This is a genomic window from Pseudopedobacter beijingensis, from assembly GCF_042678145.1.
Lineage (GTDB): Bacteria > Bacteroidota > Bacteroidia > Sphingobacteriales > Sphingobacteriaceae > Pseudopedobacter > Pseudopedobacter beijingensis.
Genome location: NZ_JBHUDG010000017.1, coordinates 29413 through 54884 on the forward strand (window position 1 = coordinate 29413; position 25472 = coordinate 54884).

At 37.7% G+C, this 25472-nt stretch carries 16 protein-coding genes and 1 other RNA gene; 16 read left to right on the forward strand and 1 reads right to left on the reverse strand.

The features are described 5' to 3' along the window. Positions 1-36: 36 nt before the first annotated feature. From ACFSAH_RS11255 to ACFSAH_RS11270, 4 genes are all read left to right on the forward strand, one after another. Complete coding sequence (locus ACFSAH_RS11255; protein ID WP_379662837.1) at positions 37-1260, forward strand: DEAD/DEAH box helicase; 1224 nt, start codon at positions 37-39, stop codon at positions 1258-1260. A gap of 83 nt (positions 1261-1343) precedes the next feature. Further along, positions 1344-1442: signal recognition particle sRNA small type (gene ffs / locus ACFSAH_RS11260), an RNA gene on the forward strand. A 191-nt stretch (positions 1443-1633) separates the two neighbouring features. Then, a complete protein-coding gene (gene fsa, locus ACFSAH_RS11265) occupies positions 1634-2293 on the forward strand; it encodes a fructose-6-phosphate aldolase (protein ID WP_379662838.1) in 660 nt (219 codons plus the stop codon). 72 nt (positions 2294-2365) lie between these two features. After that, positions 2366-3325, forward strand: coding sequence for a YpdA family putative bacillithiol disulfide reductase (locus tag ACFSAH_RS11270; RefSeq protein WP_379662839.1), 960 nt, complete (start codon positions 2366-2368; stop codon positions 3323-3325). A gap of 856 nt (positions 3326-4181) precedes the next feature. Here the strand turns inward: ACFSAH_RS11270 and ACFSAH_RS11275 are convergent. Then, positions 4182-4676, reverse strand: coding sequence for a D-glycero-alpha-D-manno-heptose-1,7-bisphosphate 7-phosphatase (locus tag ACFSAH_RS11275; protein WP_379662840.1), 495 nt, complete (start codon positions 4674-4676; stop codon positions 4182-4184). Between the two features lie 271 nt (positions 4677-4947). Here ACFSAH_RS11275 and gltB point away from each other — a divergent pair, with 271 nt between their 5' ends. From gltB to ACFSAH_RS11335, 12 genes are all read left to right on the forward strand, one after another. Continuing rightward, a complete protein-coding gene (gene gltB / locus ACFSAH_RS11280) occupies positions 4948-9477 on the forward strand; it encodes a glutamate synthase large subunit (RefSeq protein ID WP_379662841.1) in 4530 nt (1509 codons plus the stop codon). A 5-nt stretch (positions 9478-9482) separates the two neighbouring features. Beyond that, positions 9483-10961 (forward strand): glutamate synthase subunit beta, encoded by a 1479-nt coding sequence (locus ACFSAH_RS11285; protein ID WP_379662842.1) that lies wholly within the window; start codon positions 9483-9485, stop codon positions 10959-10961. 557 nt (positions 10962-11518) lie between these two features. Continuing rightward, the gene (locus ACFSAH_RS11290; RefSeq protein WP_379662843.1) at positions 11519-12088 is read left to right on the forward strand and encodes an RNA polymerase sigma factor; all 570 of its coding nucleotides are present in this window, start codon (positions 11519-11521) and stop codon (positions 12086-12088) included. Between the two features lie 45 nt (positions 12089-12133). Further along, on the forward strand, positions 12134-13003 hold the full coding sequence (locus ACFSAH_RS11295) for an endonuclease/exonuclease/phosphatase family protein (RefSeq protein WP_379662844.1): 870 nt from the start codon (positions 12134-12136) through the stop codon (positions 13001-13003). Positions 13004-13432: 429 nt separating this feature from the next. After that, complete coding sequence (locus ACFSAH_RS11300; protein ID WP_379662845.1) at positions 13433-14311, forward strand: endonuclease/exonuclease/phosphatase family protein; 879 nt, start codon at positions 13433-13435, stop codon at positions 14309-14311. Positions 14312-14343: 32 nt separating this feature from the next. After that, positions 14344-14505: an SGNH/GDSL hydrolase family protein gene (locus ACFSAH_RS11305; RefSeq protein ID WP_379662846.1), complete on the forward strand. Its 162-nt coding sequence runs from the start codon at positions 14344-14346 to the stop codon at positions 14503-14505. A 33-nt stretch (positions 14506-14538) separates the two neighbouring features. Further along, positions 14539-16677 (forward strand): right-handed parallel beta-helix repeat-containing protein, encoded by a 2139-nt coding sequence (locus ACFSAH_RS11310; RefSeq protein ID WP_379662847.1) that lies wholly within the window; start codon positions 14539-14541, stop codon positions 16675-16677. Between the two features lie 3 nt (positions 16678-16680). Beyond that, on the forward strand, positions 16681-17604 hold the full coding sequence (locus ACFSAH_RS11315) for a glycerophosphodiester phosphodiesterase family protein (RefSeq protein ID WP_379662848.1): 924 nt from the start codon (positions 16681-16683) through the stop codon (positions 17602-17604). Between the two features lie 9 nt (positions 17605-17613). After that, positions 17614-18963: a Gfo/Idh/MocA family protein gene (locus tag ACFSAH_RS11320; RefSeq protein WP_379662849.1), complete on the forward strand. Its 1350-nt coding sequence runs from the start codon at positions 17614-17616 to the stop codon at positions 18961-18963. Positions 18964-19260: 297 nt separating this feature from the next. Beyond that, on the forward strand, positions 19261-20406 hold the full coding sequence (locus ACFSAH_RS11325; RefSeq protein ID WP_379662850.1) for a FecR family protein: 1146 nt from the start codon (positions 19261-19263) through the stop codon (positions 20404-20406). 173 nt (positions 20407-20579) lie between these two features. Continuing rightward, positions 20580-24017: a SusC/RagA family TonB-linked outer membrane protein gene (locus tag ACFSAH_RS11330; RefSeq protein WP_379662851.1), complete on the forward strand. Its 3438-nt coding sequence runs from the start codon at positions 20580-20582 to the stop codon at positions 24015-24017. An 11-nt stretch (positions 24018-24028) separates the two neighbouring features. Further along, positions 24029-25465, forward strand: coding sequence for a SusD/RagB family nutrient-binding outer membrane lipoprotein (locus ACFSAH_RS11335; protein ID WP_379662852.1), 1437 nt, complete (start codon positions 24029-24031; stop codon positions 25463-25465). Positions 25466-25472: the final 7 nt, after the last annotated feature.

Sequence of the window (25472 nt, forward strand, 5' to 3'; positions counted from 1 at the left end):
TTCAGATTTGACACATTAAAAAACTACCTTTGCAGCATGAAGTTCAATAAGTACAATATATCACCTGAAATTAAGAGAAGTTTAGAAGAATCCGGATTTCACAAACCAACAGATATTCAATATAAATCATTACCTCAGATATTGTCAGGGCAAGATATATTGGCTATTGCACAAACAGGAACCGGTAAAACAGCAGCCTTTGCCATTCCTTTAATTAGTAAAATACAATCATTAAAACCACGATTAGAAGAACAGGTAGTTAAAGCGGTAGTAATGGTGCCTACCCGTGAATTGGCTATACAAATAGAGCAGGTTTTCAGAGATATTGGTAAATACACTTCGGTAGTTCCGGTAGCGGTAATAGGAGGGGTAGAAATAGAACCCCAACTAAAAAAACTAAAAAAAGCAGATATCGTTATAGCCACTCCCGGACGTATCATGGATTTAGTCTATAAAGGAGACCTTTCTTTAAAAAAGATGGAATTTTTGGTGTTGGATGAAGCAGACCGTATGTTGGAGAAAGGTTTTTATAATGATATCGAGAAACTGATTACACTATTGCCCAGAAGAAGACAAACCATGTTTTTTTCTGCTACTATAAACGAAACAATCAAAGATTTAGCGTATGCATTGGTAAACAAACCAGTTCGTATACAATTATCCCCTAAAGATCCGGTATCTAAAAATGTAGAACATTCCGTAGCCTTTGTAGAAATGGACGATAAGCGTTTCTTTTTAGAAAGAGTAATCAGGGAAAATCCAGATAAAAAGATAATTGTATTTGTAAGAACAAAAGTGAGGGCAGAACGTGTAGCAAAAGCAATGGAGCGGGTAAATATCAGTACCGAAACGATACACGGAGACAAAGAACAAAAAAACAGATTTGAGATACTTAACAATTTCAGATCAGGAGAAAATAAAATTTTAATAGCTACAGACGTAAGTGCAAGAGGGTTAGATGTAAAAGGTGTAGATTACGTAGTTAATTATGATTTACCAGAACTACCCGAAAACTATGTGCACCGTATTGGCAGAACAGGAAGGGGAACCAGTAAAGGGCGGGCGGTTTCTTTTTGCAGCGAAGAGGAAAAAAATTATCTGGAGGCAATAGAAGGTTATATTGGCAAAGAAGTAAAAGAACTGAAACTAGGTAAAGGAGATTATCAGGAAACCATAGATTTTTCGGAAGCAAACCCATACGACTGGAAACAATTGATGGTTGATGCCGAGACACAGCCCGCTAAAAAAAAGAAAAAGTAAAAATTTTGTATTGATTTACAGGGGCTTGTTGTTAAAGAAGCGAATTAATTTAGAAAAGCGGTAAAAAATAGTACCTTTGTGCCGGGTTAGTCTTCTACGACCAGCTCCCTCTGAATTCCCCCAGGGTGGGAACGCAGCAAGGGTAGGAGGTTGTAGCGGTGCGATAGAAGGTGCTAGCCCATTTTTTTCTTTTATTCCTTTCTGAAAAAATAAATCCAAAATAGAATTTACAAAACTTTCTAAATTTCGTTTCAATTGTTAACTTTGTAACGAAAAAATTAGGAGGGGGATTTTGTGGCTCAGATATCCGGATTTAGAATCCCTTACCTTAAAATTTTAAAATTCAATCAAACAATTTAGACAATAACGTATTATGAAGTTTTTTATAGATACAGCAAATCTTGCTCAAATTAAAGAAGCACAAGATTTAGGTGTTTTAGATGGTGTAACTACTAACCCTAGCCTAATGGCTAAAGAAGGTATCACAGGTGAAGCGAATATTTTGAATCACTACAAAGCAATTTGTGATATCGTTGAAGATAATGTAAGTGCCGAAGTAATATCTACAGATTACGAAGGAATGATTAAAGAAGGAGAAGCTTTAGCAGCTTTGAACCCTAAGATCGTTGTTAAAATTCCTATGATTAAAGATGGTATCAAAGCAATAAAATACTTTAGCAGCAAAGGTATCAGAACAAACTGTACTTTAATTTTCTCTGCCGGACAAGCTTTGTTGGCAGCAAAAGCAGGAGCTACTTATGTTTCTCCGTTTTTAGGAAGATTAGATGATATCGGTGCAGATAGCTATGGATTAATCGAAGATATCAGAATCATATTTGATAACTACGGATACGAAACTCAAATTTTAGCAGCATCTATCAGAAATGCAGTTCATATTGTAGAGTGTGCTAAAATTGGTGCTGATGTAATGACAGGACCATTATCTTCCATCTTAGGATTGTTGAAACATCCATTAACAGACAATGGATTAGCTCAGTTCTTAGCAGATCATGCTAAAGCAGCAGGTAAATAAGATCTAAAATCATAAATTTGAAGCCATCCCTAATACAGGGATGGCTTTTTTTATGTCTAAACTTTGGAGACTATGAAAAACTATGATGTTGTAATTGTTGGAGCCGGACCTATAGGGTTAAATTGTGGAATAGAAGCTAAAAAGAAAGGTTTAAATTACCTGATTATTGAGAAAGGGTGTCTGGTGAATTCGTTGTACAACTATCCACAAAATATGACCTTCTTTTCCACATCAGAACGATTAGAAATTGGTGATATCCCTTTTATATCCAATAATTTAAAACCCACCAGATCAGAAGCATTAGAATATTACAGAAGAGTGGTTTTATACTTTGAGCTGAATGTGAGCCTTTTCGAGAAAGTTGTAAATATCACTGGTACCGATGGACAGTTTGAAATAGAAACCAGTAAAGGTCATATTCAATCTAAGAAAGTAATTATTTCAACAGGTTTCTATGATATCCCTAATTGGATGAATGTACCCGGAGAACAACTTGCCAAGGTTTTGCATTATTATAAAGACCCCAGCTATTTTGCCATGCAGAAAGTAGTGGTGGTAGGAGCAAGTAACTCATCAGTTGATGCAGCACTAGAATGTTATAGAAAAGGGGCCGAAGTAACTATGGTAGTGCGAAATACAGAAATTAGCCATAGGGTGAAATATTGGGTGAAACCGGATGTCGAAAACAGAATAGCAGAAGGAAGTATAAAAGCTTATTTCAATTCGGAAATTACAGAAATACAGGATAATAAAGTGTTGATTAAAAGCCCGGAAGGAGAAGTGGAAATTACAAATGATTTTGTGCTGGCCTTAACAGGTTATCAACCAGACTTTAATTTCTTAAAACATTTAGGCATAACTTTAAAAGGAGAAAATAGTTATCCGGAACATAATCCCGAAACGATGGAAACCAATAGAAAAGGGATTTATCTGGCAGGAGTAGTTTGCGGAGGCATGGACACCCATTTATGGTTTATAGAGAATTCCAGAGTACATGCAGAGATGATTATTGAGCATATTTCTGAAATTTAATTATTGTGGGTATTGTTATATAAAGCTTTTTTTAGAAATGTCTCTCGAAGAGGATATTGCGTCAATAAACTCCAATACATATCTTGCTTTCAGAAAAGATGTTGGCAAAGAGAAAAAATAGAAGTTATTCCAGCATAATTCTGGTTATTTCTATATTTTAAATCGGTTTATCCTAAGAGTCAGGTAGGAGATGTCCCCAGACAGATTCGACATAAACAGGAGTCAGTTTAAGTAATCGTTCGGGTGTTGTTCGAGTGGTGTTCGGGAAGTCTTCGGCAGCCGCCGAAGCTTAGTCGAACACCACTCGAAGCATATCCGTACAAGTATAGAACCATTTGCGAGCCAAGTATTAGCCAATCTCGAAGCAAGTATATAGCATAAACGGATTTTAGCGGACTTTCACGGACTTATGCGGAGTTTGATGGACTTTTTGTGTTTTATAGGAAGTAGGGAGATCATTGAAAATGATACCTTGCTTATGAAGTTTATGGTAAATTTAGTTATAAATGGGGTGATAATCAAACATTATGAAAAGGGGAGTGTGAGGAGGTGACGGACAGGGGGAGGAAAAGTGGTTTTTCTTTTCGGGTGTTTTTTTGAAAGAATGGTGATTGGAGGTGGGATAGGAAAGGAAAAATAAGGTTCTTCCTTTCCCTTGATTGGTCTCTTTTAAAATAACCTCCTGTGGGCTGCGGTTGAAGCTGGTGTAAGGGCTATTTACATTAAGCGCTTATGCAGATAGAGTTACACTCCTTATCGCATCCTTATCAGGTGGCATTTATATAAAATCTAAAATTATCGCCTTATTGTATAATTACTGAAATGAAAGTAATTAACAGGCTTTTAGATTGTTGTTTTAAACGATTTTATGTAAGATTTCGCCCAGAGGCTGGTCAATTTCAATTTTTATTCCAGTCATACCAGCAGCTTCGGCTGCTTCAACATCTGTAAACTTATCTCCAATGAAATAAGATTTTGAAGCATCCAGATTATGCTCATGGATACCTCTTAGCAGCATACCTGGTTTAGGTTTTCTGCAATCGCAATCACCGGTAAATTCAGGGTGGTGGGGACAGAAGTAAAATTCAGTAAAATTTACCCCATAAGGAGCGTAAGCTTGCCTTAATCTGTTATGCATCTCGTTTAGTGTATCTAGAGTGTACCAGCCTTTAGCTATACCACCTTGATTGGTTGCAACCAGTAACAGGTAACCACGATCCTGAAGTTCTTTTAAGGCCTCGAAATTATGACCTAATATCTCAAAGTCTTCAAGAGTACAAACATAATTTCCCAGTTCTTTATTCAGGACTCCGTCTCTATCTAAGAATACAGCTTTGTTTTTACTTTCCATGGCGCAAAAATAGGAAATAAACACATGGTGAGAAATAGATGTGATTTTTGCTTTTGTTTTTGTTAATTTATGTTTGCTTTTGATGTGTTATTTGTTTTTTTAATATGATTTTGATTTTTATTTGATAATATTTATTTGATTTTATTGTTAAATTGTTAATTTTTTATGTTTTTTGAGTGTGGTTTTTTGATAAAAATTCAAAAATTCTGAAAAAATCATTTTTTTAGAATTTAGTACTTAATTTTGAATTATAACAAAATTTAATTTTAAGATGGTTCGGAAATATCAAAGAAACTATGGTTTGTATGATTCTAAATTTGAGCATGATGCCTGTGGAACAGGTTTTATTACCAACATCAACGGTAAAAAAAATCATCAGATAATTAAGGATGCTTTAACCATTCTGGAGAACATGGAGCATCGTGGAGCTTGTGGTTGCGATCCCGATTCCGGCGATGGTGCAGGTATATTTACGCAGATTCCACATGGCTTGTTATTGGATGAATGTAATGATCTGGAAATAGAATTAAAAGAGCCGGGACATTATGGTGTTGGTATGATGTTTCTTCCGCATGATTCTTTTCAGGAAAAAGCCATTTATGATATCATTTATAAATGTTGTCATCAATTAAATTTTGAAATACTGGGTTTTAGAAAAGTTCCTGTAAATAACAAGGTCATAGGTGAAACGGCTAAAGCTGTAGAACCTTATGTAAGGCAGCTTTTTGTGTCAAAACCAGCTTATGTAAGGGATGGGGATGAGTTTGAAAGAAAGCTGTTTGTGCTTAGAAGATTAATTACTAAAACGGTACAGGAAGAATTGAAGGAAGTATCGGATGATTTTTATTTCACTTCTTTTTCTTCACGTATTATTGTTTACAAGGGGCAGCTAACTACCTTTCAGGTAAGGCAATATTATCAAGATCTTCAAAACGAGAAATATGAATCTGCTTTTGGAATGGTTCATTCTCGTTTTTCTACCAATACTTTTCCGTCATGGAAACTGGCTCAGCCCTTTAGGTTTATATCTCATAATGGAGAAATTAATACCCTGACAGGTAACCTTAACTGGTTTTATTCAAGAGTTCGTTCTTTGGTATCTCCAAACTTCACCAAAGAAGAAATGGAGATTCTTTTACCTGTAATAGAAGGTAATCAGTCAGATTCGGCCTGTTTAGATAATATTGTTGAAATACTGACTCATTCCGGCAGGTCTTTACCACACGTTATGATGATGCTGGTTCCAGAAGCCTGGGATGGAAACGAACAGATGGATCCAGTTAAAAAGGCTTTTTATGAGTACCATGCTACTTTGGTAGAACCCTGGGATGGCCCGGCAGCATTAACTTTTACAGATGGTGTAAAGCTGATAGGGTCTATTTTGGATAGAAATGGGTTACGTCCTTTACGTTACGTGGTTACGCAGGATAATCGTTGTATAGTGGCCTCTGAAGCAGGAGTTTTGGCTATAGACGAAAGTAGTGTGATTGCAAAGGGGCGCTTGCAGCCTGGCAAAATGTTTCTGATAGATATTGAGCAGGGTAGAATTATAAAGGACGAGGAAATTAAGCAGCAAATCGCTGCCAGACAACCTTATAAAGAATGGTTGGATAATTATATTATAAAATTAGAAGATCTGCCAGAACCGCGTGTTTCTTTTACCAAATTGGGGCGAGAGGCTGTGCATCGTTACCAAAAAGTTTTTGGTTACAGTCGGGAGGATGTTGATGTGATAATTAAGCCTATGGCTGTGGAGGGAAAAGAGCCTATAGGTTCAATGGGGAGTGATGTGCCTTTGGCTATTCTTTCAAATAAGGCACAACATTTATCCAGTTATTTTAAGCAGTTTTTTGCGCAGGTAACCAATCCACCGATAGATCCTATTCGTGAAAGGTTGGTTATGAGCCTTGCTACATTTATTGGAAATAACGGAAATATTCTGGATGAAGATAAATTGCATTGTCATTGCGTAAGTATCAAGCATCCTATCCTGAATGATAACGAACTGGAAAAACTAAGAAGTATTGATACTGGTAACTTTAATGCTAAAACATTACAGACTTATTTTACAGCGGATGGGAAAGAGGGGACTTTAGAGAAGGGACTGGAGAGGCTTTGTCGCTATGCTGAGGATGCTGTTAATGATAAGTTTGAGGTCATTATACTTTCAGATAGAGCTATCGATTCGGAACATGCGCCTATTCCGTCATTATTGGCTGTTTCGGCTGTTCACCACCATCTGATCAAAAAAGGTTTACGTGGTGCCATTGGTTTGGTTGTAGAGGCGGGCGATGTTTGGGAAGTTCATCATTTTGCCTGTTTGTTAGCTTTTGGTGCAACAGCTATTAACCCTTATCTGGCATTGGCTTCAATAGATGCTTTAAAACAGGATGGTAAAATAGAGGAGGATATTGCTCACGAAAAATTGATTCAAAATTATGTTAAATCGGTAGGTGACGGATTGTTGAAGATTTTTTCGAAAATGGGAATTTCAACCTTGCAATCTTATCACGGTTCTCAGATTTTTGAGATATTGGGTATCAGTAGCGAAGTTGTAAATCAATATTTTTCCGGAGGCATCAGTCGGATAGAAGGTCTTACACTGGACGATATAGCTAAAGAGGCACTTAGCAAACATATCAAAGGATTTAAAGCTTCTGATGAAGATGCATTGTTGCTAACAGAAGGTGGTATCTACCAATGGAAAAGAAAAGGTGAAGCACATCTTTTTAATCCTGAAACGGTGCATTTGTTGCAGCTGGCTACCCGAACAGATGATTATCAGGTCTATAAAAAATATGCTGCTCTGGTAAATACACAAACAGATAAGCTGTATACATTAAGGGGTTTGATGGATTTTGCCCAGCATAGAGAACCTATAGCATTGGATGAGGTAGAACCGGTAGAAAATATTCTGAAAAGATTTGCTACCGGCGCGATGTCATTCGGATCAATCTCTCACGAAGCACATAGTACTTTGGCAATTGCCATGAACAGGATTGGCGGAATGAGTAATACTGGTGAGGGGGGCGAAGATGAGATTCGTTACCAGCCATTGCCTAATGGAGATTCTATGCGGTCGGCCATTAAACAGATTGCGTCTGGCAGGTTTGGTGTTACTATTAATTATTTGACCAATGCGGATGAGATACAAATTAAAATGGCACAAGGGGCAAAACCGGGAGAGGGAGGACAATTACCCGGACATAAAGTGGATGCCTGGATTGCTAAAACAAGGCATTCGACTCCTGGTGTAGGGCTAATTTCGCCACCACCACACCATGATATTTATTCGATCGAAGATTTGGCTCAGCTTATTTTTGATATGAAAAATGCCAACAGGAATGCCCGCATTAACGTGAAACTGGTTTCTAAAGCAGGTGTGGGAACTATTGCTGCAGGTGTGGCTAAAGCACATGCCGATGTTATTTTGATAGCAGGTTATGATGGGGGGACAGGTGCATCACCTATCAGCTCTATAAAACATGCGGGTTTACCCTGGGAATTAGGATTGGCAGAGGCACATCAGACACTGGTGAAAAATAAGTTGAGAAGCCGTGTTGTTTTACAGGCGGATGGGCAGTTGAAAACGGGAAGGGATATTGCTGTTGCTACTTTATTGGGAGCAGAAGAATGGGGTGTGGCTACAGCTGCACTGGTTGCAGGCGGTTGTATTATGATGCGTAAATGTCATTTAAATACTTGTCCGGTTGGGGTGGCTACCCAGGATCCGGAATTAAGAAAGCTCTTTAGTGGAAAGCCTGAGCATATTGTAAACCTGTTCAGATTTATAGCGGAAGAACTGAGAGAAATTATGGCAGAATTAGGGTTCAAAACTATTAATGAAATGGTAGGAAGGGCTCAGTTTTTGAAACGCCGAGAAGATATTGGTCATTGGAAAGCACAAAAAGTAGATCTTTCTGGTATTCTTCATCCGGTATCTGTACCTAAAGATATGACGCTTTATCATAGCGAGAGTCAGGATCACGGAATAGATCAGATTCTGGATTGGAAATTAATTGCTGCTGCTGAAAAGGCCTTAAATGGGCGATTACCTGTGTTTGGTGTGTATGATGTGAAAAATACGGACAGGACGGTGGGTACGATGCTTTCTTATGAAATAGCTAAAAAATATGGATCGGCAGGGTTGCCGGATAATACGGTTAATTACAAGTTTGTGGGGTCTGCCGGACAAAGTTTCGGGGCATTTGCATCAAAAGGTATTGCTTTTGAGCTGGAAGGTGAAGCGAATGATTATGTAGGGAAAGGACTTTCTGGTGCCAGAATAGCGGTTTATCCTTCTAAAGAAAGCAGTTTTAAGGCTGAGGAAAATATTATTGTTGGAAATGTGATTTTATATGGAGCCACATCTGGAGCGTTGTATATCAGGGGAATGGCGGGAGAACGTTTTGCGGTCAGGAACTCTGGTGCAACAGCTGTTGTAGAGGGTATTGGAGATCATGGTTGTGAGTATATGACAGGGGGAAGAGTGCTGGTGTTGGGAAAAACAGGAAGGAACTTTGCTGCTGGTATGAGTGGAGGGATTGCCTGGGTTTTAGATGAAGAGGGGACTTTTGCTTCTCAATGCAATCATGAAATGATAGACCTGGATCCCTTAACAAAAACAGATGAGGAAGATATATTGAAGTTATTGAAAACGCATTTGACGTTAACAGACAGTGCGGTAGCACAAAAGGTGTTGGATAACTGGGGTGCTTATTCATCGAAATTTGTGAAAGTATTTCCTAAGGAATACAAAAGAGTGTTGGAACAAGTTCAATTAGAAAAAATAGCAAGCTAATCACCATGGGAAAAATAACAGGTTTTAAAGAGTTTGACAGAGAGTTACCTAAAAAGGCAACTGTTGAAGAGCGTGTAAATCATCATCATGAATTTATTGGGTTTTATGATGATGAAAAACTGCATCAGCAATCTTCCAGATGCATGAATTGTGGTATTCCGTTCTGTCATTCAGGTTGTCCTTTGGGTAATGTTATTCCTGAGTTTAACGATGCGGTGTATCAGGGTAAATGGGAGGAGGCTTATCGTATATTAAGTTCTACTAATAATTTTCCTGAATTTACGGGACGGATTTGCCCAGCGCCTTGCGAATCGGCATGTGTATTGGGAATTAACCGACCAGCAGTAGTGATAGAGGAGATAGAAAAGCATATTATAGAAATAGCCTTTTCTAAAGGTTATGTGAAACCTCATAAAACTTTTTTGAAAACAGGGAAAAAGGTGGCTGTTGTTGGGTCGGGACCTGCAGGTTTGGCTGCTGCCGAACAATTAAATAAAGCAGGGCATGAGGTTACGGTGTTTGAAAGAGATGATCATCCGGGTGGTTTGCTTCGGTATGGTATTCCTGATTTTAAATTGGACAAACAAATTGTTGAGCGCCGTATAGACCTGATGAAAGAAAGTGGTATCGAATTTAGATGTAATGTAGAGGTGGGTAAAGATATTGATACCCGGGAATTAGTGAAGGATTTTGATGCTGTTCTTTTAGCGGGTGGTGCTATGGTACCCAGAGAAATGCCTATTCCCGGAAGGGAATTGAAAGGGATTCATCATGCGATGGATTTTTTAAGACAGGCTAATAAAAGAGTAAGCGGTATTGAGTTTAGCGGGGAGGATATTCTGGCTTCTGATAAAGATGTTGTCGTAATTGGAGCCGGAGATACCGGGTCTGATTGTATAGGGACATCAAACAGGCAAAAGGCTAAATCTATTACCCAGTTTGATAGAAATATTATTCCTTCTTATGAAAGGCCTGTGTACCAACCCTGGCCAATGGTTCCAAAGCTGTTTAAACCTTCGTCTTCTCAGGAAGAAGGGGTAGAAAGGCTCTTTAATATTGTAGCTAAAGAGTTTATTGGTGATGATATGGGAAATGTAGTGGGGGTAAAAGTGGTGGATGTAGAATGGGAAGTGGAGGCAAATGGCAGACCTGTAAAATCAAAATTGGTAGAACATTCGGAGCGGATTTTACCAGCTCAGTTAGTCTTGCTGGCATTGGGATTCTCTAATCCTGTGCATGAAGGTATGTTAGTTGAATTGCAGGTTGGTTTAGATAGCAGAGGGAATGTTGCTGCTTCTGAAAGTGATTATAGAACCACTATAGATAAAGTATTTGCAGCGGGAGATATGAGAAGAGGGCAGTCTTTAGTGGTATGGGCTATATCTGAGGGAAGAGAGGCTGCCAGGGAAATTGACAAGTTTTTAATGGGATATTCACGTCTGGAAACAAAAGATGGGGTAGATCTTATGGAAGAGGTTTTTTAACGAGGCGGTTGTTTTTTGGGAATGATGAACTGGGGTAACTATGAATGATGAACTATGAACTTTTGAATGATTAACTATAATGATAGACAATTAATGATGAACTTGAGTAACTATGAATGATGAACTATGAATAGGGGCTATGGGCTATCGTCTATTGTCCATTGTCTATTAATTATTGATTATTTGTTAAATACTTCACAGGCTGTTTACCTTTGTATATACAACTGTTTTGGATCAATCAAATAAGTGTTTTGTAGGGGTGTTGGGATAGTGTCTATTATAAATATTTGATTATTAGTGTTAAAGAAACCAGAAAGATGAAGGGGTTGTTTTTTATTATTAATCCTTTTTATTATACTTGTGATGTAGTTTCTTTTTGTTATTAATAATTAATATAGATATAAGGCTGCACTAACCAAAACTTAATATAGGACTTATAAATTGCCGGAAATTTGCAGAACCTTAACATACTTATAAAAAATGTAAGGTTTACTTTTATGTGATAAAAGAGTTATCTTCATGTAAAAGCCGGTTGATGTTAAAAGTATTTGATTGCGATGTTGGACAATAATTCTGATGATATATCTTTAATGGGGGAGGTGAGCAAAGGATCTGTTGCTGCTTTTAACACCATTTATGCCAGATATTCTGAAGCAGTCTATTATACTATCTATAAAAAAATAAAAGACAAGACAGAGGTTGATGATGTTTTTCAGGAGTTTTTTGCTTCTGTTTGGCGTAAGCGAGCTACTATTGTTGTCAATACTTCATTTAAAGCATGGCTATTTACATCAGTGCGTAATCATGTGCTAAACCATTTATTACAGGTAGCTCGTAAGGAAAAAAATCAATTGGCTTATAACGAGGGATTCTCAGAGGCAGATCATGAGTTTGAGGGGAAAATGGATGTAACGGGATTACCTGAATTAATCAACGGAGAAATAGAGCGCCTACCTGAAAAAATGCGTTTGGTGTGGCAGTTACGTAAAGAAAAGGATATGTCTATTGCCGAGATTTCTGCACATTTAAATAGTTCTGAGCAAACGGTAAAAAATCAATTAACCTCAGCTAATAAAAGATTGCGCCTGTTTTTGTCTAAGTTACATACTTTCCTGTTTTTATTATAGTACTTCTTTATAGGTCGTTTGTCTCTTTGTAAAACACTTATAGATATGAGACGCAGACTATTTTTATTTAAATTTATCATTTTAGCCTTTTTCCAATTATCCCTAACATTTGTTGAGGCAGCCCCACCATTAAAAATTGCCAGTTACAATATCCAGTATGATAATATAAAAGATACGGTAAATACTTGGGCAAAAAGACTTCCGGGCGTAGTTAGCCTATTCAATAAATACCAGTTTGATGTTGTTGGAGCACAAGAGCCTTATTTGGCTCAATTAAATGACTTAATGCCTAAAATACCAGACTATGCTTATATAGGTGTCAATATATTAGGGGGTACAGATATTCTGAAAAGACATTATACTCCCATACTCTATAAAAAAGACAAATTTGATGTGCTGGATTGGGGAACCTTCTGGTTTTCTGAAACACCTGATACGCCTGGGAAAGGTTGGGATGCCCATTCTGCCAGAATTTGTACCTGGGCAAAGTTTAAGGAAAAGAGAAGTGATAAAGCATTCTTTTTCTTTAATATCCATTTTGATCATAAGGGAATTATAGCAAGACGTGAAAGCCCTAAGTTGCTGCTTGCAAAAATCAAGGAAATTGCTGTCAGCTATCCTGTTTTTACAATGGGAGATTTTAATACTAATCAGCATACAGAGAATTATAAAACAATGAATGAATCTGGTGTGGTTAAGGATAGCTATCACATAGCTAAGAAAATGTTAAATAGGGAAATACCCACTTTTAATGGTTACAGGGCCGAATTAAAAGGTTCTAACCGTATAGATCATATCTATGTTTCGTTAAATCCGGAAATTAAAATTAAGAGTTACCGTATTCTTACAGACTCTTACAAAGGGATTTATCCTTCGGACCACTTTCCTGTATTGATAGAGGCAGAATTGCCTTAATAAGGAAATTATAGATGTTTGTTAAATAATAAGGAAATTTAATTATCTAATTATAAAAAAAGAGTGCATTTTTGTAATGCCATCAGCAATGGCATTGCAGGCTAAGTCGCAAATGATTATTACGGGATATCTTTCTGATCACAGAGGTCCTAATACTGGAATACCCGAAGCTGTTTAGTTATACACATTTGGGAGGGGTTGATTATATGTAGTTTAAAGCAACTGAAGATATTGATTTCAGTGAAACTCCTTATACAGTTATAGTAAATACTAATGCATGGCCACCACAAACAGTAAAAAATCAATTAACCTCGGCTAATAAGCGTTTGCGTTTGTTTTTGTCTAAATCTACACATTTTTATTCTGCTTATAGTACTTTGAACAGTTGGTGTTGTCTCTTTATAAAAAGACTAACAACCTGTTTAAATAATGAGACGAATATCTATTTTAATTATTACTTGTTTTCTATCTGTTCCTAATCTTTTTGCAGGAGATCCTGTTTTAAAAATAGCCAGTTTTAACATCCAGTACGATAATGCAAGAGATAAAGTAAATACATGGGACAAGAGACTGCCAGGTGTTGTGTCTGTATTTAATAAATACCAGTTTGATATTGTAGGAGCACAAGAACCTTACTTGTCGCAGTTGAATGATTTAATGCCGCAGATACCGGATTATGCTTATCTGGGCATTAACATTTTGGGCGACACTACCACTGTGGTTTTAAGAAGGCACCATACTCCTATATTCTATAAAAAGGAAAAATTTGATGTATTGGATTGGGGTACATTTTGGTATTCTGAAACACCTGATGTACCTGGTAAAAAGGGGTGGGATGCTTACTCTCCCAGGATTTGTACCTGGGCAAAGTTCAGGGATAAACAAAGTCAGAGAGAGTTTTTTATATTTAATAACCATTTTGACCATTTGGGAGATATTGCCCGCAGAGAAAGTCCAAAATTGCTGTTAGCAAAGATCAAGGAGATTGCAGTAGGCTACCCCGTTTTAACTATGGGTGATTTTAATACTAATCAATATCATCAAAATTACAGGATTTTGAGTGAGTCTGGTGTGGTTAAAGATAGCTATCAGATTGCAAGAAATATCAGAAACAGGAATACGCCTACTTACAATGATTATAATCCGGATCAAAAAGGATCGAGTCGGATAGATCATGTTTATGTGTCAATAAAGCCGGAAGTGAAGGTTAAAAGCTATCGGATTATAACAGATGCCTATAAGGGAATATATCCTTCGGATCATTTTCCGGTTTTAATAGAAGCGGAAATCCCTGAAAGAATCAAATAACCAAAAGGCTGGCCGGTTTACCAAACAACGATGTGAAAGAGCTTTATTTTATTACTACTGATAATCTTTTGGGTGACGACCATGATGCCATTATGGATGGCACACACCCTCATGATTTAGGTTTTGATAAAAAATTGAAACCGGCTAAGATGGATCTTTTAGCTAAACATGAAATTTATAATGCGACCAAATAAATAAAAAACGATAAACAATTTAATTAACAGATTATGAAAAAAAGAGTACTTTTTTTGTTGTTATGCTTTGCGATAAGTTCGTTAAAGGCAGCTACATATTTTGTGAGTCCCAATGGCAATGGAACCCAGAGTGGAGCAGACTGGGACAATGCTAAAACTCTTGCCGATGCCATCACTATGGCAACTAGTGGAGATGTGATTTTTGTGCTGAAAGGAACCTATACGGCTGCGAGTGGCCAGCCTCTTATTAACCTTACTGGTGCTAAAAGTGGGATAAAGCTGTATGGTGGTTTTGCTGGTACAGAAACTTCTTTGGCTCAAAGGGTATTTGGTACTACAGCTGCTGATAGCACTATCTTGAAAGGTAATAATAATAGGGTAATTTATAACAATGGTACTGCAGCAGAACCTATCACTTCGCTTCTTTACGATGGTTTTACCATTATGAATGGTTTTGCAACTAGTAGTGGTGTTGGAGGTGGTATGTGTAATCTCTATGCATCCCTTACTGTTACCGACTGTATTTTTAAGGAAAATGCTACCAATAATGGTAGTGGTGGGGGAATGTACAATTCCAATAACACTGTTACTGTTACCAATTCTAAATTTTATAGTAATACTGCTGGAGCTAACGGTGGTGGCGGAATAATTGTCTCCGGAGGTTCATCTGCTACTATTACAAATTGTGTGTTTGATAGTAATAAGGCAACCCATGCTACCAGCGGTACTGGTGGAGGGGTATCTACCTATACAACTGCTTCTGTTCTAACTAATGTTACCATCACTAACTGTATGTTTTTCCGTAACACGGCTGGTAGTAGGGGAGGAGGTTTGTTTGATTCTCAGTATGTTACGACAAATGTTTCAGGGTGTGTATTTTCGGATAATACGGCTACTAATGGTGGTGGTATGTATAGTAATACTTTGGCTTCGGCTACTATTACTAACTGTACATTTTTTGGCAATATAGCGACTAATGGTGGTGGGATGTATAATAATGAGGCTAACCCTACTGTTATTAACTGTACGTTCTCTGGAAATGAGACAAAGAGCAGTGGTAGTGGTGCAGGCTTGTATAATTACAGTACAGCTACCGCCAAGTTTGTTAATTGTCTTTTTTCTGGCAACAAGGCAGTTAATGCCGGCGGGGGTGTATATAATGGACATGCTGCTGATAAAGTTTGTACACCTATTTTTATAAATTGTACTATTGCTGGAAATAATGGAGCTCTTAATGGTGGTGGTATGTGGAACACAGGTCCGGCCAACTCTAATACTAACCCTGTAATTACCAATTGTATTATTTATGGAAATAATAGTGGTATAGGTATATGGCCTTCTTCGGGAGCTACAGCCACCGTTACATATAGCAATGTACAGTATACAGAAGCTACTAACGAAGCAGATTACGCGAATGGTACAGGAAACCTTAATGTTGACCCTAAGTTTATCAATTCTCCTGCAAGCAGTACAGCACCATTTACTACAGGAGATTATACTTTGCAAAGTACCTCTCCCGTAATTAATAAAGGAGATAAGAGTGCTATCAGTGGCTATTCTAATGATTTAGCAGGTGGCGATCGTGTTTATAATGATATTGAAGTAGATATGGGAGCTTATGAATACCAGGGTGTTTTACCTGTGACATTGATCTCGTTCACTGGTAAATTGCACAACAATCAGGTAAGGCTTAATTGGGTAACTGCTTCAGAAAAAGATAATAGTCATTTTAATATTCTGCGTTCTGCGAATGGAAAAGAGTTTGTGAATATTGGTACAGTACAGGGAAGTGGAGATTCGTCTACGGGAAACACTTATAGTTTTATAGATACAAATCCACAGCAAGGGGTAAATTACTATAAACTAGAGCAGGTTGACTTTGATGGCCAAAAATCTAACTCGAGAATAGTTTTTGTAACTACAGAAATTGCTCAGTCCAGTTTGTCTGTTTATGGAGGGGATCATTTTATACAGGTGAATATTTTTAGCATTACAAAGGATCTGGCACAATTGATACTGACGGATATTTCTGGTAGAAAAGTAATGGTACAGCAACTAGACATCACACCGGGTGATAATGTAATTAAAATTCCTGTTGCATTAAAGTCAGGTATTTATATCGCATCTGTGAAGTTGGGAGCAGAAACATTAAACACAAAATTTTATAAATAGTAAATGAAACTTAAGAGGATTTTTAAGTTAGCGGGCTTATCGGTATTTATCCTATCGGTAAGCTGCGCTTTCAGGGTAGGTTTGTCTAATGGAAAAGGTAATTCTTCATCATTTGATGAGCAGGGACATAGAGGAGCCAGAGGGCTTATGCCGGAGAATACCATTCCGGCTATGTATAAAGCTATTGATTTGGGTATAACCACTTTGGAAATGGATCTACAGGTTTCTAAAGATAAAAAGGTAGTGGTTTCGCATGATTCTTATTTTGGCTATAAGTTTTGTTTAACGCCCGAGGGCAAAGAAATGACGGATAAAGAGGGCCGCTCCCGTTTAATTATAGACATGCCTTACGATAGTATTCGTAAATATGATGTAGGTATGAAACCTCATCCTGATTTTCCCCGTCAACAAAAAATGCCGGCCTATAAACCATTACTTTCAGAACTTATAGACTCGGCAGAAACTTATGCCCGTAAGAAAAAACATGTGAACCATTATAATATGGAGATTAAGACAAGTCCTGAGTATAAAGACAAAGGACATCCGCCGGTATCTGAGTTTGTAGCATTGGCAATGAAAGTGGTTTATGATAAAAAGATAGAGAAAAGAACTACGATACAATCATTTGATACCAGGTCTTTGAAATTGGTGAAAGTCGGGTATCCGGAAGTCAAAATATCTTATCTGGTATTTAAATCAAATACTAAGAATATTGATGAGCATATCAAAGATTTAGGTTTTAAACCGGATGTTTTTAGTCCCGAATACCATCTGGTAACGGAGGAGCTGGTAAAAGCTTGTCATGACAGGAATATTAAGGTTATCCCATGGACGGTAAATACTGTGGATGATATTAAAAAATTGAAAGCATTGCGGGTTGATGGAATTATTTCTGACTACCCGGATTTATTTAAGAGCACTAACTAATAGATTTTAATGAACAGGAGAAAATTTGTAAAGAGCAGTACGTTGGCAACCGCCGGATTAACTATCCTTCCCACAGGCTTAATGTTTGCAAAAAGCAAGGGTATTGTAAAATTAGCATATATAGGAGTGGGTTTAAGGGGGCGAGTACATATTCATGAAGGACTCAGAAGGGATGATGTAGAGATAGTTGCTATTTGCGACACCCAAGAAAGTTCATTGAAGATATGTCGTGATCAATTTGTAAAAGCAGGAAAGAAACTACCGAAAGAGTATACAGGAGGATTAGATGCCTACAAAAAATTACTGGAAAGAAAAGACATAGACGGTGTTGTTATTTCTACGCCCTGGGCTTTTCATCGCGATCAGGCTGTTGATGCCATGAGAGCAGGTAAATACGTGGCTTGTGAAGTACTGGCAGGATTAACGGTGCAAGATCATTGGGATATTGTAAATGTGTCTGAGGAAACAGGTATGCCTTATATGACTTTGGAAAATGTTTGCTACCGCAGAGATGTGATGGCCGTATTGAATATGGTTCGTCAGGGTCTTTTTGGAGAGCTGGTACATTTAGAAGGTGGTTATCAGCATGATTTGAGGGATGTTCTTTTTAATGATGGTAAGCATTTTTATGGGCATGGTGTAGAGTTTGGTCCAGAAAAATCTATAGGAGAAGCACAATGGCGTACTCAATATAATATAGATATGGACGGAGATCTTTATCCAACACATGGCTTGGGGCCTATTATGCAATATGCTAACATCAACAAAGGAAACAGGTTAACCAATATGGTTTCTTTTTCGTCCAAGGCAAGGGGTTTAGGTGATTATGTAGAAAAGCAATCTCCAGGGCATCAGAATGCAAAGATTAACTATAAGAATGGAGATATAGTAACTACCCAAATTAATTGTGCAAATGGTGAAACCATGTTAATTACCCATGATACACATTTGCCAAGGCCATATTCTATTGGTTTTAGGGTACAGGGAACAAATGGTCTATGGATGGATGTTGCCCAATCTATTCATATAGAAGGCAAGAGTAAACCTCATAAATGGGATCCGGTAAAAGAATGGACAGAAAAGTACGATCATCCGTTATGGAAACGTTATGCTGATGTTGCTAAAGGAGCAGGTCATGGTGGGATGGATTGGTTTGTATTTAACGCTTTTGTACAGGCAATAAAACAAAAGAGACAAACCCCTATAGATGTGTACGATTCTGTAACAATGAGCGTTTTACTCCCTTTATCTGCAAAATCTATAGCAGAAGGAAATACTTCGCAGGATATACCGGATTTTACCCGTGGTAAATGGAAAGAAAGGAAAAATGATTTTGCATTGGACGATTCGGGTTTTTAGAATCATATTGGAAGCCTATAAAATTGTAGCTTAGTGTAGTAATTGTTTATAATTAAACCATTAAGAACTTGTTTGAAATTTATCTAATAATTTTTTTATGACTATGACTTTGTTGTTTTTTGAGAGGTAGGAGCAAGTTATCTCTTCAAAAACATACCTTGTCTCGCTCAAAATAGCCTATTAAAAACTTTACCATATAAGTTTAAACAGGTTCTAAGAGAAAAAAGTAAAAAATAAGCAGAGGCAATAGTACTTTACTCAAATACTATTGTCTCTTTATAAAAAGGCCTGTAAAAAGTGAAACCCGAGTTAGAAAAACTGATAGAGAAGTACCTTAAAGGAAAGTGTACTGAAGAGGAGCGAAAGCTGGTTGAGACGTGGTATGATCAATTAAATGAAGACGATGGCATGTCTGTGTCTCAATGGAAGGCCAAATCCAAAGGGCTGAAAACAGGATTGTATAAGAAAATCAGTTTAGATAACGGTAAAATCAGAAACCTTGTATTCTTTAGGGGTGCAGCTGCCGCAATAGTGCTGTTGTTAGGAAGCATAGTTTATTTGACATTGAACCAGTACGGTATAGATACTAAACAAGAGCTATTTTCTTATGCAGGAAATGAACAGATTGAAATGGGAACTCTGAAAGAAACACGTTTGATTCTGGATGAAGAAAGAAGTATAGATTTAGCTGGAAATGCGGGAATAGATTATACAAAAGGAAAGCTTGAGATAAAAAACGGGAATGGTAGCGAGCTGATTCAGAAACTGGAAACCGGAAAGCATGCTTTTAGCACATTAGTGGTTCCTTACGGAAGAAGGGCAGAACTGGTATTGTCTGACGGGACTAAAGTATGGTTGAACTCGGGCTCCCGGTTGGTATACCCTAATGTATTTAAAGGAAACAAACGAGAGGTTTTATTACAGGGAGAAGCTTTTTTTGACGTAGCACATCAGGCAGAAAAACCTTTTCATGTATATGCTAAAGACGTGGATGTAAAAGTACTAGGTACATCGTTTAACGTAAGAGCGTATGCCGATGAAAAAGATATAAAAACCACGTTGGTACAAGGTAGTGTCTTGTTAGCTGATTTGGTTAACGAGAAAAATACAGTACGTCTTGTCCCTGGAAATATGGGAGTTTTTACAGAAGCAAAATCTTTTAAATTAGCCAATGTAGATACAGAAATGTTTACTTCATGGAAGTCCGGATATCTGTATTTGAAAAATGAAAATTTATCGGAATTATTAAAAACACTTACCCGGTATTATAATATATCTATTCAGCTAGATGATCCTAAAAAGGAGGAAAGATATTTTTCAGGACGGTTGAATCTTGAGCCAGAGCCGGAGCAGATTTTACAGGTCATAGCATTGACTACAGGCTGTCAGGCAGAAAAAACAGAAAGGGGGTGGATGTTAAAGCGGAGTACTGACCAACTATAGATCGGATTAACGATAATACAATAAAAATAAAAATGGAAGATGCGACCAACATCTTCCACAACGATAATACAATTTATTAACCTATTACAGTTAAAAAAGTACCTAAAGTTATGCAAAAAATAGGTGTGAACAAACACGTCCTGAAATGGAGGTTAAAATTCCTTTTACACTTGATGAAGCTAGTATCCATATTGCTATTTGCGAGTATAATAAGTGTACATGCAAAAACTTATTCGCAAACAAAGTTTACCATTAACATTCAAAATGGTAAAGTAAAAGATGTTTTTGAACAAATTCAGCGTAAAAGCGATTACAGAATTTTCTATGAGGAACTAGGAATAACCAAAATAGGCGACAAAGCAATTAACCTGAATATGGTGCAAAAAACCGTACAGGAAGTGCTGGATGTTGCATTAAAAAATACAAACTATACCTATAAAGTTATAGGAAAGCAGATTTCTATTTTTCCGGCTCCCAGGAATACGGTTGTTCAGGGACAACCATCTCCAGGATTGATTACCGGAAAAATCTATGATGAGAAGAATGAAATATTACCCTCTGCCAGTGTAAAAGTTGTAGAGCTGAATAAAACAACCATAGCCAATGCGAATGGTATGTATAATATTTCTGTAGCGCCTGGTGTTTACACTTTAGAAATCAGGTTTTTGTCTTACGAAACGCAGACTCTTAAAGATGTTAAGGTACAATCTGGCAAAACAACGGCATTGGATATCCGCTTAAGACCGGATGCCAAGCAGCTTAACCAGGTTATTGTTACGGCTTTAGGTATAGAGAAAGAAGAAAAAGCTTTGGGCTATGCCGTACAAAAAATAGAAGGGATAGAAGTTTCACAATCGCCAACCAGTAACTGGATTAACGCTCTGTCTGGTAAAGTGGCAGGTTTAAACCTTAATAAAGTAGGAGGGCCTGTTGGTACAAGTGATGTGGTTTTAAGAGGTGATAATGTGCTGGCTTTAGGAGGTAGTGGTGCGTTAATTGTAGTAGATGGTGTACCTATCAGCTCATCGCAAACAGGTACCGGAGACGGGCCTATAATAGGTTCAGATAATCCTGTAGATTTCGGGAGTTCGTTAAGTGATCTCAACCCGGAGGATATCGAAAATATTTCTGTATTAAAGGGACCGGGTGCTGCTGCTTTATATGGCTCAAGGGCATCTAACGGAGCTATCATTATCACTACAAAATCAGGAAAAAAATCACCGGGTCTGGGAATTTATGTGAATACTTATTTAACAGCCTATCAGGTGAACAATTATCCTGATTACCAATGGGAATATGGACAGGGAACAGTAGGACAAGATTGGTATTCTTATAATAACAGCGTTGATGGAAATAGTACTAAAGGCACAACCGGAGCGTGGGGACCTCGTTTTCTGGGACAGCCTTATTTCCAGTTTCATTCACCTTATGATACCGAGGCCTACTCGAACCCAATTACAGCGCCAAGAACAGAGCGTATGCCCTGGGTTCCGCAAAAAAATGCTTATAGCGGATTTTTTCAATCGGCAGTAACATCTTATACCTCAGTAGCTGTAGCGGGAGAAGGATTTAGGGCTTCGGCAGCCTATCATAAAAATGAATGGATAGTGCCTAATACCGGATTTGAGCGAATATTACTTTCGTTATCCGGTAACAGAAAACTTTCCTCCAGAGTAAATCTGAATGCGAAAGCAAATTATTCGAGAAAATATACTGATAATTTACCCAGTCAGGGATATAATAACCAAACGGTTATGTATTTCATGATTCAGCAAACACCAAACGTAAATATAGATTGGTACAAACAACGCTGGGTGCCCGGAGAAGAGAATGTACAGGAGTTTTCTCCATTCTGGAATGGATTGGACAATCCGTATGTGGTTGCTTATGATATGACCAATGCGAGTGACAGACATAATATGGTGGGAAATGTACAGGCTACCGTTCAAATCAACGATCATTTAGATTTTAGTGTGCGTTCTGGTGCGGATATGAGTTATGAATATCGCTCGCAACAACGTCCGCAGAGTACTTACCGTTGGAAAGATGGTATGTACAGACAACAAAACGTATTTAGAATAGAAGCCAACTCGGATTTCCTTCTGAAATATAAGGGCGCTATTCCCGGATTAAAGTATACTGCCAGTTTTGGTGGAAATCAGCGTTTTAATGATTATAAATACGATAATATGATGGCAGACCGATTGACTCTACCCGGTGTTTATAATATAGCCAATAGCAGAGATCCGGTGATAACAAGAAGTGATAAACAACGCTTTTTAGTGAATAGTTTGTACGGTTTTGTAAATCTGGACTTTAAAGGTAAGTATTATCTGGAAATAACCGGAAGAAACGATTGGTCGTCAACATTACCTTCTCATAATTCTTCTTTCTTTTATCCAAGTGTAAATACCAGTGTATTGCTGAATGAAGTTTTTGCCATGCCTAACTGGATTTCTTTTGCAAAAGTTAGAGGTTCATTCGCATCTACGGGAGTAGATTCTAAAGATCCTTATGCTTTCCTGATGAATTACTATCAGACAGATTTTCCGGGATCTTTGACAACACCCGGAACATTACCTAATGCGAATCTGAAACCTCAGTTTACTGATGCTTATGAAACGGGTTTTGATTTAAGAATGTTTAAAGGACGTTTGGGACTGGATGTAGCTTTATATAAAGGAAGTACCCGGAACCAGATTATTAACCTTCCGGTAGACCCTTCTGGTGGTTTTACCAGTGCGATGACTAATGTTGGAAAGGTAGAGAATAAGGGGATAGAAGTACAGTTTAAAGGAACTCCTGTTCAAAAGAAAAATGGTTTTAAATGGGATGTGAATATTAACTGGGCAGCCAACAGAAATAAAGTGGTAGATGTGGCATCTGCTTTAGGAACAGAAAAAAGGTTGAATCTATATGGAATTACCTGGGCTAACCTTTATCTGGTAGCGGAAGAAGGAAAAGCACTGGGGCAATTATATGGATTAGGGTTTAAACGTAATCCGGACGGAGAAATGATTTTTAACAATGGTTTGCCTGTATTTACAGACACTATACAAAACTTTGGCAATACCAATCCTAATTATACAGCGAGTATTAAAAATAGCTTTAGTTGGAGAGGGTTAACAGGGTCTTTCCTTTGGGATGCCAGAGTGGGAGGTAAAATGATGTCGTACTCACATGCTATGTTATCCGGAGGTGGAAAATTAACCAACACTTTACCAGGCAGGGAAACGGGTATTGTAGGACCGGGTGTTATAGAGAATGCTGATGGAAGTTATTCGCCAAATAATGTAAGAATACCGGCGGCACTTTATTACGCTCAGTATTACCATTTTACCTTGATGGAGTCTAATGTGTTCTCTTCCTCTTACCTGAAGTTGAGGGAGGTGAGCTTAAGCTATAAATTACCTAAAAGATTTATTAAATGGCATGCTATAAAAAATGCAAGTTTAGCCATTACAGGAAGAGATCTTTTAGTGTTTTCCAAATTTCCATTGTTTGATCCGGAAACGGCAACCCTTAACAGTGCACAGGTTTTACCTGGTATTGAGATTGGGCAATTTCCATCCACACGATCTTTTGGTTTCAGTTTAAATCTAGAATTCTAAAGCTGATTATTATGAAAAGAAATAAAGTTATAATATACTCTCTACTGGCTTTTATAGGTGTGCTGTCAAGTTGTACTACCGGTTTGGATGATTTAAGAAAAAAGCCGGAAGGGATAGATAATCCCGGAGCCTCCTCATTTTTGAACAACTCCTTATATCAGGCGGTGACGCATATACAGCGACAGGCACATACCATTAATACACAATTGGCTCAGGTAGCTGTATTCAGGGAATTACAGGGAAATAACCAGATTCACCGTTATCAGATTAGTGCCGGTACTTCCAATGCGATGTGGGCAACACCTTATCGTCAGTTGTTAAATTTTAAAGAAATGAGAAGATTGGCTGAAGAGAAAAAGGATGCCAATTATACAGCCATAGCTCTAACGTTGGAGTCATGGTTAATTTCGAATATAACGGATGTTTATGGAGATGTTCCTTATTCGGATGCTTTGAAGGGAATGGAAGGGAATACCACTCCAAAATTTGATACTCAACAACAGATTTATGACACTATTTTTGTTAATCTGGAAAGAGCTAACTCTTTATATGATTTAACTAAACCCCTGACTGGGGACGATTTGTTATACAATGCTAATGTAGCTGCAAATTTAACCAAGTGGAAAAGGTTTACCAATGCACTAACCTTACGTTTACTGATGCGAGTACAGGGAAAGGGAGCGGAATATCAGGATAAATTAAGGGACTTTTTAGCTAATCCAACCAAATATCCTTTGATGCGTAATAACGATGATGGAGCAACATTCTTTTATACCAATGTTACACCCTTTGTAAATGCATTTTATGATGTAAGAGATTTATCGTTTAACGGAAGTATTAAGTTCTCACATTCTTTTATCGGAAAATTAGCATCAACAAATGATCCCAGGTTACCATTATGGGCAACAACAGTTGGAAGTGGTTATGTTGGAATGCCTATAGGTTACCCGGCAGCTGATCCTGCTTATAGAACCGGAAGTTACTCTACTTATATTCTTGATTTAAAACGCTCAAAATACTTTGGAGATATCATGCAATATTCAGAGCAACAATTTTTGCTATCAGAAGCCGTGGTAAGGGGACTGATGGTGGGCAATGGTAAAACTTATTATGATGATGCGGTAACTTCTGCGTTGGCTTATTGGGGCATTACAACTAATACTTCGTTTTTATTGAATCCTGAGGTGAGTTATAACGGAACAGTGGAGCGTATTATGGACCAAAAATATGTAGCGCTTTTTGGTAATGGATTCCAGCAATGGCATGAAATCAGGAGGACGGGTTATCCGGCTTTAGTATTGGGAGAAGACATGCATAATGATGGAAAGCATCCGGCCAGGCTTCCATACCCGGCAAGTGTACTACTGTATAATAAGACAAATTATGATGCAGTTGTTAATCGTATGGGGGGAGATAACCTAAATGTAAAGGTATGGTGGATGAATTAACAAAGAA